Annotated in this window: 26 protein-coding genes; 1 reads left to right on the top strand and 25 read right to left on the bottom strand. The window is 71.0% G+C overall.

The window, feature by feature from the left end:
- Positions 1-10: 10 nt before the first annotated feature.
- The 25 genes from rpmJ to rplC form a co-directional block, all read right to left on the bottom strand.
- Positions 11-124 carry a 50S ribosomal protein L36 gene (gene rpmJ, locus IPM45_08495; GenBank protein ID MBK9179597.1) on the bottom strand — a complete coding sequence of 38 codons (114 nt, stop codon included), beginning with the start codon at positions 122-124 and terminating at the stop codon, positions 11-13.
- 29 nt (positions 125-153) lie between these two features.
- Positions 154-378 carry a translation initiation factor IF-1 gene (gene infA / locus IPM45_08500; protein ID MBK9179598.1) on the bottom strand — a complete coding sequence of 75 codons (225 nt, stop codon included), beginning with the start codon at positions 376-378 and terminating at the stop codon, positions 154-156.
- A gap of 126 nt (positions 379-504) precedes the next feature.
- The gene (map, locus tag IPM45_08505) at positions 505-1,245 is read right to left on the bottom strand and encodes a type I methionyl aminopeptidase (GenBank protein ID MBK9179599.1); all 741 of its coding nucleotides are present in this window, start codon (positions 1,243-1,245) and stop codon (positions 505-507) included.
- Positions 1,246-1,268: 23 nt separating this feature from the next.
- Positions 1,269-1,946, bottom strand: a complete 678-nt coding sequence (locus tag IPM45_08510; protein ID MBK9179600.1) for an adenylate kinase — start codon at positions 1,944-1,946, stop codon at positions 1,269-1,271.
- 45 nt (positions 1,947-1,991) lie between these two features.
- Positions 1,992-3,293 carry a preprotein translocase subunit SecY gene (secY, locus tag IPM45_08515; protein ID MBK9179601.1) on the bottom strand — a complete coding sequence of 434 codons (1,302 nt, stop codon included), beginning with the start codon at positions 3,291-3,293 and terminating at the stop codon, positions 1,992-1,994.
- A 36-nt stretch (positions 3,294-3,329) separates the two neighbouring features.
- Complete coding sequence (gene rplO / locus IPM45_08520; protein ID MBK9179602.1) at positions 3,330-3,827, bottom strand: 50S ribosomal protein L15; 498 nt, start codon at positions 3,825-3,827, stop codon at positions 3,330-3,332.
- Positions 3,824-3,997 (bottom strand): 50S ribosomal protein L30, encoded by a 174-nt coding sequence (gene rpmD / locus IPM45_08525; GenBank protein MBK9179603.1) that lies wholly within the window; start codon positions 3,995-3,997, stop codon positions 3,824-3,826. The genes rplO and rpmD overlap by 4 nt, the downstream gene beginning before the upstream one ends.
- 25 nt (positions 3,998-4,022) lie before the next feature.
- Positions 4,023-4,577 (bottom strand): 30S ribosomal protein S5, encoded by a 555-nt coding sequence (rpsE, locus tag IPM45_08530; protein ID MBK9179604.1) that lies wholly within the window; start codon positions 4,575-4,577, stop codon positions 4,023-4,025.
- A gap of 5 nt (positions 4,578-4,582) precedes the next feature.
- A complete protein-coding gene (gene rplR, locus IPM45_08535; GenBank protein ID MBK9179605.1) occupies positions 4,583-4,945 on the bottom strand; it encodes a 50S ribosomal protein L18 in 363 nt (120 codons plus the stop codon).
- 11 nt (positions 4,946-4,956) lie between these two features.
- Positions 4,957-5,496, bottom strand: coding sequence for a 50S ribosomal protein L6 (rplF, locus tag IPM45_08540; GenBank protein ID MBK9179606.1), 540 nt, complete (start codon positions 5,494-5,496; stop codon positions 4,957-4,959).
- A gap of 13 nt (positions 5,497-5,509) precedes the next feature.
- Positions 5,510-5,914, bottom strand: a complete 405-nt coding sequence (gene rpsH / locus IPM45_08545; protein ID MBK9179607.1) for a 30S ribosomal protein S8 — start codon at positions 5,912-5,914, stop codon at positions 5,510-5,512.
- Between the two features lie 13 nt (positions 5,915-5,927).
- Positions 5,928-6,113: a type Z 30S ribosomal protein S14 gene (locus tag IPM45_08550; GenBank protein ID MBK9179608.1), complete on the bottom strand. Its 186-nt coding sequence runs from the start codon at positions 6,111-6,113 to the stop codon at positions 5,928-5,930.
- A gap of 6 nt (positions 6,114-6,119) precedes the next feature.
- On the bottom strand, positions 6,120-6,689 hold the full coding sequence (gene rplE, locus IPM45_08555; GenBank protein ID MBK9179609.1) for a 50S ribosomal protein L5: 570 nt from the start codon (positions 6,687-6,689) through the stop codon (positions 6,120-6,122).
- Positions 6,686-6,991 carry a 50S ribosomal protein L24 gene (locus IPM45_08560; protein MBK9179610.1) on the bottom strand — a complete coding sequence of 102 codons (306 nt, stop codon included), beginning with the start codon at positions 6,989-6,991 and terminating at the stop codon, positions 6,686-6,688. The genes rplE and IPM45_08560 overlap by 4 nt, the downstream gene beginning before the upstream one ends.
- 10 nt (positions 6,992-7,001) lie before the next feature.
- Positions 7,002-7,370 (bottom strand): 50S ribosomal protein L14, encoded by a 369-nt coding sequence (rplN, locus tag IPM45_08565; protein MBK9179611.1) that lies wholly within the window; start codon positions 7,368-7,370, stop codon positions 7,002-7,004.
- A complete protein-coding gene (gene rpsQ, locus IPM45_08570) occupies positions 7,367-7,657 on the bottom strand; it encodes a 30S ribosomal protein S17 (GenBank protein MBK9179612.1) in 291 nt (96 codons plus the stop codon). Before rpsQ ends, rplN begins: the two co-directional genes overlap by 4 nt.
- Positions 7,657-7,890 (bottom strand): 50S ribosomal protein L29, encoded by a 234-nt coding sequence (gene rpmC, locus IPM45_08575; GenBank protein ID MBK9179613.1) that lies wholly within the window; start codon positions 7,888-7,890, stop codon positions 7,657-7,659. Before rpmC ends, rpsQ begins: the two co-directional genes overlap by 1 nt.
- Position 7,891: 1 nt before the next feature.
- A complete protein-coding gene (rplP, locus tag IPM45_08580; protein ID MBK9179614.1) occupies positions 7,892-8,308 on the bottom strand; it encodes a 50S ribosomal protein L16 in 417 nt (138 codons plus the stop codon).
- A gap of 6 nt (positions 8,309-8,314) precedes the next feature.
- Entirely contained in the window at positions 8,315-9,220 is a 906-nt protein-coding gene (gene rpsC, locus IPM45_08585; protein MBK9179615.1) for a 30S ribosomal protein S3, read from the bottom strand.
- Between the two features lie 3 nt (positions 9,221-9,223).
- Positions 9,224-9,913 carry a 50S ribosomal protein L22 gene (gene rplV / locus IPM45_08590; GenBank protein ID MBK9179616.1) on the bottom strand — a complete coding sequence of 230 codons (690 nt, stop codon included), beginning with the start codon at positions 9,911-9,913 and terminating at the stop codon, positions 9,224-9,226.
- Positions 9,913-10,197: a 30S ribosomal protein S19 gene (rpsS, locus tag IPM45_08595; GenBank protein ID MBK9179617.1), complete on the bottom strand. Its 285-nt coding sequence runs from the start codon at positions 10,195-10,197 to the stop codon at positions 9,913-9,915. The genes rplV and rpsS overlap by 1 nt, the downstream gene beginning before the upstream one ends.
- Before the next feature lie 5 nt (positions 10,198-10,202).
- On the bottom strand, positions 10,203-11,039 hold the full coding sequence (gene rplB, locus IPM45_08600) for a 50S ribosomal protein L2 (GenBank protein MBK9179618.1): 837 nt from the start codon (positions 11,037-11,039) through the stop codon (positions 10,203-10,205).
- A gap of 14 nt (positions 11,040-11,053) precedes the next feature.
- Entirely contained in the window at positions 11,054-11,341 is a 288-nt protein-coding gene (rplW, locus tag IPM45_08605) for a 50S ribosomal protein L23 (protein ID MBK9179619.1), read from the bottom strand.
- Positions 11,338-11,973, bottom strand: coding sequence for a 50S ribosomal protein L4 (gene rplD / locus IPM45_08610; protein ID MBK9179620.1), 636 nt, complete (start codon positions 11,971-11,973; stop codon positions 11,338-11,340). The genes rplW and rplD overlap by 4 nt, the downstream gene beginning before the upstream one ends.
- Before the next feature lie 2 nt (positions 11,974-11,975).
- Entirely contained in the window at positions 11,976-12,623 is a 648-nt protein-coding gene (gene rplC / locus IPM45_08615) for a 50S ribosomal protein L3 (GenBank protein MBK9179621.1), read from the bottom strand.
- On the opposite strand from rplC, the gene IPM45_08620 reads away from it, so the two are divergent.
- Positions 12,586-13,434, top strand: coding sequence for a DUF420 domain-containing protein (locus IPM45_08620; protein ID MBK9179622.1), 849 nt, complete (start codon positions 12,586-12,588; stop codon positions 13,432-13,434). The genes rplC and IPM45_08620 overlap by 38 nt on opposite strands.
- The last annotated feature ends 1 nt before the right edge of the window (position 13,435 follow it).

Raw genomic sequence — 13,435 nt, forward strand, 5'->3', positions numbered from 1 at the left:
GCGGCTCCTACTAACCCTGGCGCTGCTTGTGGCGAGGGTTCTCACAGATGACCATCACGCGCCCGTGGCGGCGGATGACCTTGCACTTCTCACAGATCTTCTTGACGCTGGGTCGGACCTTCATGGCGTCCTCGGTCGGCGGGCGAGTTCGGACTACTTGTAGCGGTAGGTGATGCGACCACGGGTGAGGTCGTAGGGCGTCAGCTCAACCTGGACGCGATCGCCAGGCAGGATCCGGATGTAGTGCATCCGCATCTTCCCGGAGATGTGGGCCAGCACCTTGTGGCCGTTCTCCAGCTCCACCCGGAACATGGCGTTGGGGAGCGGCTCGATGACCGTCCCCTCGAGCACGATCGCGTCTTCTTTGGGCTTCGGCAGGGTTGACCTCCTGGTCGGGCGAGGTTGTGCGACCCGGGGCGCGTTGCTCCCGCCTCCAGGAGGCGGCTACGGGGCCAAAGAGAGAGGCTACCGGCTGGGACGGCCCGCCAACAAGTCCACTCCGCCTCAGGGCACCGTGAGGATCTCGGGCCCCTCGTCGGTGATGGCGATGGTGTGCTCGAAGTGCGCCGAGAGGCTGCCGTCGGCGGTGACCACGCTCCAGCCGTCGTCGAGCAGGCGCGTGCCGGGCTGGCCCACGTTCACCATGGGCTCCACCGCGAAGACGTTCCCGGCGCGCAGCCGGGGGCCCCGACCCGGCGGGCCGTAGTTGGGGACCTCGGGCTTCTCGTGCATGGCCGTGCCGATGGCGTGGCCCACGTACTCGCGGACGACCGAGAACCCGGCGGCCTCGGCCACCGACTGCACCGCGTGGCCGATGTCGGAGATGCGGTTGCCGTCCACCATCTGGGCGATCCCCGCGTACAGGCTCTTCTCGGTGACCTCGAGCAGCTTCAGGGCCTGGTCCGACACCTCGCCGACCGGCGCGGTGAAGGCGGCGTCGCCGTGGTAGCCCTGCACGATCGCCCCGCAGTCGACGGAGATGATGTCGCCCTCCTCGAGCCGAAGCGGGCCCGGGATGCCGTGGACGATCACGTCATTGGGCGACGCGCAGATCACCGCCGGGAAGCCGTGGTAGCCGAGGAAGTTGGACCGGGCCCCCCGGCGTTCGATCACCTCGCGCCCCACCGCGTCGAGCTCCTCGGTGGTGACGCCCGGCCGGATGACGGCCCGGATGCGCTCGTGCATCTCGGCGACGACCTGGCCGGCCTTGCGCATCTTGGCGAGCTCGTCTGTCGTACGACGCATCGGCGTCAGGCTACCGAGGCCGCTCAGGCGCTGGTCGGCCGGCGGTGGCGGCGCGCGTCGATCGCCGCGACCAGCCGGTCGGACACCGCGTCGGGGCTGCCCACCCCGTCCACCACCACCAGCAGCCCCCGGTCGTCGAACCAGGCCACCAGAGGTGCCGTCTCCCGGTCGTAGAGGTCGAGGCGCCGGGCGATGGCCGCCTCGGTGTCGTCGGGTCGCTGGATGACGTCGCCGCCGCAGTGCTCGCACACCCACGCCCCGCCGGGCGGGTCGGCGATGGAGTAGTTGGTCCCGCAGTCTGCGCACACGCGCCGGCCGGCCAGACGCCGCAGCACCACGTCGCGCGCCACCTCGAGATCCACGGCCAGATCGATGCCGCCGGGGCCGGCGACGCCGGCCAGGGCCTCGGCCTGGGCCACGGTGCGAGGGAAGCCGTCGAGGATGAAGCCGCGCGTCGACGTGTCCGACCGGGCCAGGCGCTCCTCCACCACGCCGATGATGACGTCGTCGGGGAGCAGCTCGCCGGCGTCCATGTACTCCTTGGCCCTGCGCCCGAAGGCGGTCCCCTCCTTGACGGCGGCGCGGAGCATGTCGCCGGTGGAGATGTGGGGCACCACGTAGTGCCGGGACAGCCGGACGCACTGCGTGCCCTTCCCGGCACCCTGGCGGCCGAACACCACGAGGCGCACCCCGGGGATCATCGTGCGGCTTCCTTCACGTCTGCGATGGGGAGCACCGGGCCGGCGCTACTTCAGGAAGCCCTCGTAGTTGCGCATCATCAGCTGGCTGTCGATCTGCTTCATGGTCTCCAGGGCGACGCCCACGGCGATGAGGATGGTGGTCCCGCCGAAGGGGAAGTTGGAGACGTCGAAGATGGCGAGCACGATCGACGGCAGCAAGGCGATGGCAGCGATGAACAGGGCGCCCGGCAAGGTGATCCGCGACAGGATCTTGGCCAGGTAGCGCTCGGTCTGGGGCCCCGGCCGGATCCCCGGGATGAACCCCCCCTGCTTGCGGATGGTGTCGGCCTGCTTGGCCGGATCGAACGTGATCGCCGTGTAGAAGTAGGCGAACCCGATCACCAGCAGGCCGTACAGCATGATGTGGACGAGGTTCGTGGGGTCGAGGATGTAGTCGTCGACGAAGTTCTGGAGCCAGTCGACCTGCACCACCTGGGCCAGCAGCGCCGGCAGGTACAGCACCGAGCTGGCGAAGATGATCGGGATCACGCCCGACTGGTTCACCTTCAGCGGGATGTAGGTGCTCTGGCCTCCGTACATCCGCCGGCCGACGACCCGCTTGGCGAACTGGACCGGGATCCGGCGCTGGCCGTTCTCGACGAACACGATCCCCACCAGGATCCCGAGGGCGATGAGCACGAAGATCACGAACACCACCGTGCCCGCCTCTTCGCGGATCGCCCAGATCTGGAAGGGCAGCCGGCTGACGACCGAGGCGAAGATCAAGAGGGACATGCCGTTGCCGATCCCCCGCTGGGTGATGAGCTCGCCCATCCACATGAGCAGGGCGGTTCCCGCCACGAGCGTCAGGATCACCAGCAGCACCCGCGGGAGCGTGAAGTCGGGCAGCAGGACGATGTCGGGCACGCCCTGACCGAGGAACGCCTGACCCCCGCCCCGGCCGAACAGGAAGGCCAGGCCGGTGGCCTGCAGCACCGCGATCCCGATGGTGAGGTACCGGGTCCACTGGGTGATCTTGCGCTGCCCCACTGCGCCCTGGTCTCGCCACTCCTCGAGCTTGGGGATCACCACGCCCAGGATCTGCATGATGATCGACGAGGTGATGTAGGGCATGATCCCCAGCGCGAACACCGCGAACGAGGTGAGGGCGCCTCCGGAGAACAGGTTGAGGAAGCCCAGCACCCCACCCCGGCTGGCCTCGCTCTGCAGCTGGCGAACCGCGTCGAAGTCGACGCCGGGGACGGGCACGTGGGCGCCCAGCCGGTAGAGGGCGATCATCGCGATCGTGAAGAGGATCTTGTTCCGGAGGTCCGCCACCCGGAACATGTTTCGCAGGCTCGAGAACACCCGGGCTCCTGACGCGCTCGTTCGGTGGGCTGGCCGCTAGCGGTTCATGAGGTGGTTGCCGCGAGCCGGGGGCCGGCGATCGCCGAACGGCAGCGGCACGACCTCCACGCTACCCCCCGCCGCGGTGATGGCCGCCTCGGCCGAGCGCGAGAAGGCGTGGGCCTGCACCCGCACGGCACGCGTGAGCTCACCCCGCCCGAGCACCTTGACGAGCGCGCCCTTGTGGGCGACGCCGCGCTCGAGGAGGACGTCGGGCGACACCTCGGCCACGCCGAGGGCGTCGATGGCGTCGAGGTTGACGGCCTGGTACTCGACCCGGAAGGGGTTCTTGAACCCCTTGAGCTTGGGCACGCGCTGCTTCAGCGGCATCTGGCCGCCCTCGAAGCCGATCGCCACCGTGTTGCGGGCCCGCTGGCCCTTGGTGCCACGGCCGGCCGTCTTGCCGCCCTTGCCGCCCGTGCCCCGGCCGACCCGCTTGCGCGAGCGGCTGGACCCGGGCGGCGGCTTCAGGTCGTGCATCCTCGTGATGCTCATGACACCTCTTCCACGGAGACGAGGTGGGGGACGCGCGCCAGCATGCCCCGGATCTCGGGACGGTCGGGGAGGTCGTTCGACTTCCCGATCCGGCCGAGGCCGAGGGCGCGCAGCGTGCCCCGATGCTTGGGCTTGGTCCCGATCGCGGAGCGCACCTGCGTCACCCGCAGGCGGCCCTCACCGGCGGCGCTCACGTCAGGCCACCTCCTCCGGCACGTGCGGGCCCCGCTGCGACTCCCGGTAGGCGTTCAGCAGGCCGGTGGGCACGAACTCCTCGGGTGACAGGCCCCGCAGCCGCGCCACCTCGTCGGGCCGGCGCAGGGCGCGCAGGCCGGCGATGGTGGCACGGGCCACGTTGATGTGGTTGGACGAGCCCAACGACTTGGCCAGCACGTCACGGATGCCGGCCTCCTCGAGGATCGCCCGGGCCGCGCCGCCGGCGATGACACCGGTACCGGGAGCGGCCGGCTTCAGCAGCACGCGACCGGCACCGGTCTCGCCGATCACCGGGTGGATGATCGTGGAGCCCGCGAGCGGGACGCTGAACAGGTTCTTCTTGGCTTCCTCGGTGCCCTTCTGGATGGCCAGGGGCACCTCCTTGGCCTTGCCGTAGCCGAGGCCGACCCGGCCGTTGCCGTCGCCCACCACCACGAGGGCGGTGAACGAGAAGCGACGGCCGCCCTTCACGACCTTGGCGACTCGGTTGATGTTGATGACGCGGGATTCGCGCAGGGGGGCGTCGTTCGCCATGACCTCTAGAACTCCAGTCCGGCCTCGCGGGCCGCGTCGGCGGCGGCGGCGATCCGCCCGTGGTACTTGAACCCGCCGCGATCGAACACCACCTTGGTGATGCCGGCCGCCCGGGCCCGGTCGGCCACGAGGCGGCCGACCGAGGCGGCGGCCTCCTTGTTGCCCGTGGCGCCGGCGCGGAGGTCGACCTCGTGGGTGGACGCGGCCGCGAGCGTGCGACCGGCCACGTCGTCGATCACCTGGGCGACCAGGTGCTTGTTGGAGCGGTGCACGGCCAGGCGGGGCCGCTCGGTGGTGCCCCGCACCTTCTTGCGCACACGCGTGTGGCGCCGGAGGCGGGCCTCGCGCTTCTTGGCGGCGTCGGTCATCGCTCGTTCACCTACTTGCCGGTCTTCCCGGCCTTGCGGAGGACCCGCTCGCCGGCGTAGCGCACGCCCTTGCCCTTGTAGGGCTCGGGCTTGCGGATGGCTCGGATGTCGGCGGCCACCTGGCCCACCGCCTCCTTGTCGATGCCCAGCACGGTGATGCGCGTCGGCTGGGGCACCTCGAAGGTCACGCCGTCGGGCGCCTCGACCTTCACGGGGTGGCTGAAGCCGAGCGCCAGCTCGAGCGTCGTCGGACCCTGGGCCGTGGCCCGGTAGCCGACGCCGACGATCTCGAGCTGCTTGGTGAAGCCGTCGGTCACGCCCACCACCATGTTGTTGACCAGCGAGCGCGTGAGCCCGTGCAGCGCCCGGTTCTGGCGCTCGTCGTCGGGTCGCTCCACGAGGAGCACGTCGCCGTCACGGCGCACCGTGATGGCACCGGGGATGGCCCGCGACAGCGCGCCCCTCGGGCCGGTCACCGTGATCGTGCGGTCGTCGACCGTCACGTCGACCGAAGCCGGCACGGGGATGGGGCTGCGTCCGATGCGCGACATGGGTTGCCTCCTCTCACCACACGTAGCAGAGGACTTCGCCGCCCACCCGCTGCTTGCGCGCCTGGCGGTCGGTCATGAGTCCCTGGCTGGTCGACAGGACGGCGACACCGAGGCCGCCGAGCACGCGCGGCACCCGGTCGGCCTTGCAGTACACCCGGAGCCCGGGCTTGGAGACCCGGCGGAGGCCCTGGATCGTGCGCTCGCGCTCGGGCGAGTACTTCATCCGCACGGTGAGCACGCGCCCCGGGCGGCCCTGGTCGTCCTCGACGGAGAAGCCACCGATGTAGCCCTCCTTGGTGAGGATCTCGGCCAGCGCCTCTTTCGCCTTGGACGACGGCATGCGCACCTGGTCGTGCATCGCCACGTTGGCGTTGCGGATCCGGGTGAGCATGTCGGCGAGAGGGTCGGTCATGGTCATGCGTGCCCCCCCTTCACCAGCTGGCCTTGGTCACGCCGGGGACCTCGCCCGCGTGCACCATGTCGCGCAGGCAGATCCGGCACAGGCCGAACTTGCGGAACACCGCGCGCGGACGACCGCAGCGACGGCAGCGGGTGTACGCCCGCACCTTGTACTTCGGCTTGCGCTGCTGCTTCTCGATGAGCGCCTTCTTGGCCATGTGGTGCTACTGCCCCTCGCGCTTGAACGGGAAGCCGAAGGCGTCGAGCAGAGCGCGACCCTCGGCGTCGGTACGGGCGGTGGTGACGATGGTGATGTCCATGCCCCGCGTGGTGTCGATCTTGTCGTAGTCGATCTCCGGGAAGACCAGCTGCTCGGTGAGGCCGAACGTGTAGTTGCCGTGGCCGTCGAACGTGCTGGGCAGGCCCCGGAAGTCGCGGATCCGGGGGATCGCCAGCGAGATCAGCCGGTCGAGGAACTCCCACATCCGGTCGCCCCGGAGGGTGACCTTGCAGCCGATGGCGTTGCCCTCGCGGAGCTTGAAGCCGGCGATCGACTTCTTGGCCCGGGTGACGACCGGCTTCTGCCCGGCGATGATCGTGAGGTCGGCCACGGCGCCCTCGAGCAGCGAGGCCTGCGCCACCGCGGCGCCGACGCCCATGTTGATCACGATCTTGTCGAGGCGCGGCACCTGCATCACGTTGGCCACGCCGAGCTGCTCCTGGAGCCGGCCGCGGATCTCGGCGTTGTAGCGAGCCTTCAGCCGGGGCGCCTCCGTGGTGGGGGTGGCGCTCACAGGTCACCCCCACACTTGCGGCAGACCCGCACCTTGTCGCCGGCGGCATCGAAGCGGTAGCCGATCCGGGTGGGCCCGCAGCTGCTGCACACGATGGCCACGTTGGCCACCGGCAGGGGCATGTCCTTGTCGATGATGCCGCCCTGCATGGTGGCCTGCTTCGCCTTCTGGTGCTTCTTGGCGACGTTCACGCCGTCGACGATCACCTTGCGCTCCGCCGGGAGGGCGCGCATCACGGTGCCCTCCTTGCCGCGGTCCTTGCCGGTGAGCACACGGACGCGGTCGCCCTTGCGGATCTTCATGCCGGGCACCTCAGAGCACCTCCGGGGCGAGGGAGACGATCCGCATGAACTTCTTGTCGCGGAGCTCGCGGCCCACCGGGCCGAAGATCCGGGTGCCGCGGGGCTGCAGCTGATCGTTGATGAGCACGGCGGCGTTCTCGTCGAAGCGGATGTACGAACCGTCGGGACGACGCTTCTCCTTCTTGACGCGGACCACGACGCACTTGACGACGTCGCCCTTCTTCACGCCCGCGCCGGGGATGGCGTCCTTCACGGTGGCCACGAAGATGTCGCCGATCGAGGCGTAGCGGCGCTTCGAGCCGCCCAGCACCTTGATGCAGAGCACCTCGCGGGCACCCGAGTTGTCGGCAACCCGCAGGCGGGTCTCCTGCTGGATCACCTGGCACGCTCCAGGACCTCGATGACCCGCCAGCGCTTGAGCTTCGACTGCGGCCGGGTCTCCATGACGCGCACCCGGTCGCCGACGCGCACGTCGTTGGCCTCGTCGTGGGCGTAGAGGCGCTTGGTGCGCTGGACGGTCTTGGCGTAGCGGCGGTGGCGCACGCGGTCCACCACGGCGACCACGACCGTCCTGTCCATCTTGTCGGACACCACGAGCCCTTCCCGCACCTTGCGGGCGGGGCGGGCATCGGCGGCCGCGTCGGCCTGCACGGCGTCGTCGGCCATCACGACCTCTCCTCCTGCCGGGCCAGCTCGTCGGCCGCGGCGATCTCGCGCTCTCGGATCAGCGTGGCCAGCCGGGCCACCTCTCGGCGCACCTCGCCCAGGCGAGCGGTGTTGTCGAGCTGGCCGGTGACGTGCTGGAAGCGCAGGTTGAACAGGGTCTCCTTGGCCTCGTCGAGGCGCTCGGCGAGCGTGGCGTCGTCGAGGCCGCGGAGCTCGGCGATGTCGATCGGCATCTCAGGCCACCTCCTCGCGTGCCACGACCCGGGCCTTGATGGGGAGCTTCTGGATGGCCCGCTCCAGGGCGGCCTTGGCGACCTCGGGGTTCGGGTAGGCGAGCTCGAACAGGATGCGACCCGGCCGCACCACGGCGACCCAGCGCTCGGGGTTGCCCTTGCCCGAGCCCATGCGCGTCTCGGCCGGCTTCTCGGTCACCGGCTTGTCCGGAAAGATGTTGATCCAGACCTTCCCGCCGCGGCGCACGTGACGGGTCATCGCGACTCGGGCGGCCTCGATCTGGCGCGCGGTGATCCAACCCGGCTCGAGGGCCTGGATCCCGAAGTCGCCGAAGGTGACGTTGGTGCCCCCCTTCGACGTGCCCTTCAAGCGGCCGCGCTGCTGCTTGCGGTGCTTGACCTTCCTCGGCATCAACATGGCGACTCAGTCCTCGTGGGGCCGGAAGTGCGGCGTCTCGTGGCTCTGGCGGGTGCGACGCTCGATCTCCTCTTCGTCGGCGAGGAGGCGCTCGAGCTCGGGGTCGGCCTCCTTGAGCAGCGGCGTGGCCTCGGGCAGCTCCTCCACCGCCTCGGGGCTCGCCTCGGCCGCCGGTCGGCGATGGGCGGCCGACGACACCACCTTGCGGGGACGTGCCTGGCCCGAGGTCTCACCGGCGGCCATGGCCGCCTCGCGAGCGATCTTGTCCTCGACGACCGTCTTGTAGGGGAGGATGTCGCCCTTGTAGATCCACACCTTCACGCCGATGCGGCCGTAGGTGGTGCGGGCCTCGCGGAAGCCGTAGTCGATGTCGGCGCGCAGCGTGTGGAGCGGCACGCGACCCTCGCGGTACCACTCGGTGCGGGCCATCTCCGAGCCGCCGAGACGCCCGGAGCACTGCACCCGGATGCCGAGGGCGCCGGCCTTCTGGGCGTTCTGCACGGCCCGCTTCATGGCCCGGCGGAAGGCGACGCGGCCCGCGAGCTGGTCGGCCACCCCCTGGGCGATGAGGGCGGCGTCGAGCTCGGGCTGCTTGATCTCCTGGATGTTCAGCTGGACCTTGTTGTTGCCGGTGATGCGGGCCAGCCCGGTGCGCAGCCGCTCGGCCTCGGCGCCCCGACGGCCGATCACGATGCCGGGCCGGGCGGTGTGCACGTCGACGCGCAGCCGGTCGCGCGTCCGCTCCACCTCGATGCGGCTGATGGCCGCATGGGGGAGCTGGGTCATCAGGTAGTCACGGATCCTCCAGTCCTCGATGAGGTACTCCGTGTACTCCCGGTCGCTGAACCAGCGGCTCTTCCAGTCGGTGGTGACACCGAGCCGGAAGCCGTAGGGGTTGACCTTCTGACCCATGCGCTACGCCTTGCCCTTCGTGTCGTCGTCGCCCTCGGTCGCCGGTGCCTCGTCCTCGGTGTCCGGCGAGTCGTCGGCCCCGGCGGCGGCGGTCGCCTCGGGCTGCTCGCCGGACGTCGCCTCGCCGGACGTCGCCTCGCCGGAGGTCGCCTCGCCGGCGAGCGCCTCGGGCCCCTCGTCGAGCTCGACCGCGGCCTCGGCGGCGGCCGGCGCGGCCTCGGCCCCGCGGCTCTTGGCGACCCGCCGGCGCCGGGATTCGGCCGACTGCTGGGCCCGCCGCCCGGCCCGGCCCGAGGATGCCTCGGCGACCCGGCGGCGCTCCAGGGCCTCGTCGGGGAGCCGGCTGACGATCACGGTGATGTGGCAGGTGCGCTTGCGGATCCGCGTCGCCCGTCCCCGCGCCCGCGGGCGCCAACGCTTGAGCGTGGGACCCTCGTCGGCGAAGCAGGCCGACACGTACAGCTCGTCGGCCGTCTGGCCGTCGTTGTGCTCGGCGTTGGCCACCGCCGACGCCAGGCACTTGCGGATGACCTGGGCAGCGTCGCGCTCGGAGAAGCGCAGCACCTCGTCGGCCCGCTGCACGTCGAGGCCGCGGACGAGGTCGAGCACCTCCCGGGCCTTGTACGCCGAGATGCGCACGTAGCGCACCTGGGAGCGCGTGCCCGGGCGCTCGTTGGTCTTGACGCCCGGCATCAGCGACGCCCCCTCGCGGCCTTCTCCTGGCCGGCGTGGTACCTGAACGTGCGGGTGGGAGCGAACTCGCCCAGCTTGTGCCCCACCATGGCCTCGGTGATGTAGACGGGCACGTGCTTGCGGCCGTCGTGCACGGCGATGGTGTGCCCGACCATGTCGGGGATGATCGTGGAGCGGCGAGACCACGTCTTGACGACGCGCTTCTCACCGACCGTGTTCAGGTCGTCCACCTTCTTCAGCAGGTGGTCGTCGACGAACGGGCCCTTCTTGAGGCTTCGGGGCATCAGACCTACCTCCGCGAGCCGCGGGTGCGGCGACGCCGGATGATGAGCTTCGAGGACGGCTTGTCCTTCTGGCGGGTGCGGCCCTCGGGCTTGCCCCACGGCGACACCGGGTGGCGGCCGCCGGAGGTCTTGCCCTCGCCGCCGCCGAGGGGGTGGTCGACGGGGTTCATGGCCACGCCGCGGGTCTGGGGCCGAACGCCCTTCCAGCGGTTGCGGCCGGCCTTGCCCACCTTGACCAGCTCGGCCTCGGCGTTGCCGACCTCGCCGACGGTCGCCCGGCAATCGATGGGAACCCGGCGCATCTCGGTGCTGGGCAGGCGCAGGGTGGCGAAGTCGCCCTCCTTGGCGACCAGCTGCACGCTGGCACCGGCGCTCCGGGCCATCTTGCCGCCGGCGCCCGGCTTCAGCTCGACGTTGTGGATCGTGGTGCCGACCGGGATGTAGCGCAGCGGCAGGGCGTTGCCCGGCTTGATCTCCGACCCCTGGCCGCTCTGCAGCAGGTCGCCGACCTGCACCCGTGCCGGGGCGAGGATGTAGCGCTTCTCACCGTCGAGGTAGTGCAGCAGGGCGATGCGGCAGGTGCGGTTGGGGTCGTACTCGATGGCCGCGACCTTGGCCGGGACCCCGTCCTTGGTGCGCCGGAAGTCGATCACGCGGTACCGCTGCTTGTGGCCGCCACCCTTGTGGCGGGCGGTCTTGCGACCGTGGTTGTTGCGGCCGCCGCTGCCCGACTTGGGCGCGAGGAGAGAGCGCTCCGGCCTCTCCGCAGTCACCTCGGAGAAGTCGGAGACGGTCTGGAAGCGGCGGCCCGGGCTGGTGGGCTTGCGCTTGCGGAGGGCCATGGTGCGCTTCGCTCCTAGCTCTCGAACAGCTCGATGCGGTCACCGGCGGCGAGCGTCACGAAGGCGCGCTTCGTGTCGGGGCGCTTGCCCATCCGGTTGGTGCGACGGTTCCGCCGGCGCTTCCCCTGGCGGTTGAGGGTGTTCACCTTGACGACCCGCACGTTGAAGATCGTCTCCACCGCGTCGGAGATCTGCGGCTTGCTGGCGCCTCGGTGCACCTTGAACGTGTAGACGTTCTGCTCGAGCAGCGCGTACGACTTCTCGCTCACGATCGGCTCGATGATCACGTCACGGGCGTTCACGCCACCTCACCTCCCTGGGCCCCCGCAGTGGTGGGCAGCGTGTCGCGGCTGAACACGATCCAGTCGTTGCAGAGCACGTCGTAGGCGTTGAGCTCGCTCGACCGCAGCAGCTGCACGTCGGGGAGGTTCCGGAAGCTGCGCGCCGTGACCTCGTCGCCGTCGGCGACCACCACCAGCACCTTGCCGGTCACGCCGATCGCGCCCAGCGCGGCGACGGCGTCCTTGGTCCTGGGGGCCGCGAACGACCACTCGTCGATCACGACCACCCTGGCTTCGACGGCCCGGTCGGACAGCGCCGAGAGCAGGGCGAGCCGCACCATCTTCTTGGGGGTGCGCTGGCGGTAGCTGCGGGGCTTCGGACCGAGGGCCACGCCACCACCACTCCAGTGGGGAGCCCGCGTGCTGCCCTGGCGGGCCCGGCCGGTGCCCTTCTGGCGGAAGGGCTTGGCCCCGCCTCCGCGCACCTCGGCGCGGGTCTTGGTGCTCTGGGTGCCGGCCCGGCGGTTGGCCAGCTGGGCCGTGACCACCTGGTGCAGGACCGGCAGGTTCGGCTGGATCCCGAACACGTCGGGATCGAGCTCGAGGCTGCCGACGATGGCGCCGGCCTGGCTGCGGACGTCGACGACGGGCATCGCTACCTCTTCTCGGCGACCTTGACGGCGTTGCGGACGACCACCACGCCGCCGCGCGGGCCGGGGACCGCGCCGCGCACCAGGAGCAGGTCGCGCTCGGCATCGGCCTGGACGACCTTCAGGTTCAGGGTGGTGACCTTGGCCGCACCCGACCGGCCGGCCATGCGGGTGCCCCGGAACACGCGACCGGGGGTGGCGCAGGCGCCGATGGCACCCGGTGCCCGGTGGACCTTGTGGGCACCGTGGCCGGCGCCCATGCCGGAGAAGCCGTGCCGCTTCATCACGCCGGAGAAGCCCTTGCCCCGGCTGACCGCGGTGACGTCGACCAGCTCGCCCTCGGCCAGCACGTCGACGCTCAGCTCCTGGCCGACCTCGAAGCCGCTGACGTCGTCGAGGCGCAGCTCGACGAGCCGCCGGCCCGGCTCGACCCCTGCACCCGAGAAGTGGCCGGCCTCGGGCCGGCTCAGCTTGCGGGGGTCCCTGCGCCCGAAGGTGACCTGCAGGGCGGCGTACCCGTCGCGCTCGGGCGTCTTCACCTGGACCACGCGACAGGGCGCGACCTTCAGCACGGTGACCGGGACGACACGGTTGTCGTCGTCCCACACCTGCGTCATGCCGACCTTCTCGCCGACGATTGCCTTTGTCGCCATCTCGGAGGCTCTTCCTGCACGCGGACGCTCCGCACGGCTGGGCCGGCGGAGCGTCGACTCGGTTGTGCCGTGCGGTTCCCGCGGTCGCGGGCCTTCGCGGACGTCGATTCGAGGGAGTCCGGCCGTCCAGGGGCGAACCGGGCAACCAGGAGAGGATAGCGACGCTCGTCGGCAGCCGCCAATCGCCCGTGCTGGTCGGTGGCGCGCCCTGCCTGGCAGGATCCTCGCCGTGGATCCCGACCGGCCCACCACCCCGCTCCCCCCGCCGGCGTCCACGCGGCTCGCGGCGGTGCCACCGGCCCGGGCAGCGGCCGCCGTCGTCGGCCTCGGCCTCCTCGCGTCGTGCGGGCTCCTGCTCCTGGTGTACGCAGGCGACGGCGGCGACGGCGACGATTCCTGGTCGGCCGTCCCCGTCCTCAACGCCACGCTCAACGCGGCCTGTGCGGTGTCACTGGTGGTCGGCTACCGGGCGATCCGCCAGGGTGCCGTGGCCGTCCACCGGCGCGCCATGCTGACCGGGGTCGGGTTCTCGGCCGCGTTCCTGATCAGCTACCTCACCTACCACGCCCTGCACGGCGACACGCCGTTCGAGGGCCCCGGACCGATCCGGGCCCTCTACCTGGCCGTCCTGGTGAGCCACGTCCTGCTCTCGGTGGTGGCCCTGCCCCTGGTCCTCGGGACGCTCTGGGCCGCGCTGGCCGCCCGCTTCCCCGCGCACCGGCGCATCGCTCGCATCACGCTCCCCGTGTGGCTCTACGTCAGCGTCACCGGCGTGGTGGTCGTGATCCTGCTCCGCACGGCTGGCTCCTGAC

The organism is Acidimicrobiales bacterium, from assembly GCA_016716005.1.
Lineage (GTDB): Bacteria > Actinomycetota > Acidimicrobiia > Acidimicrobiales > JADJXE01 > JADJXE01.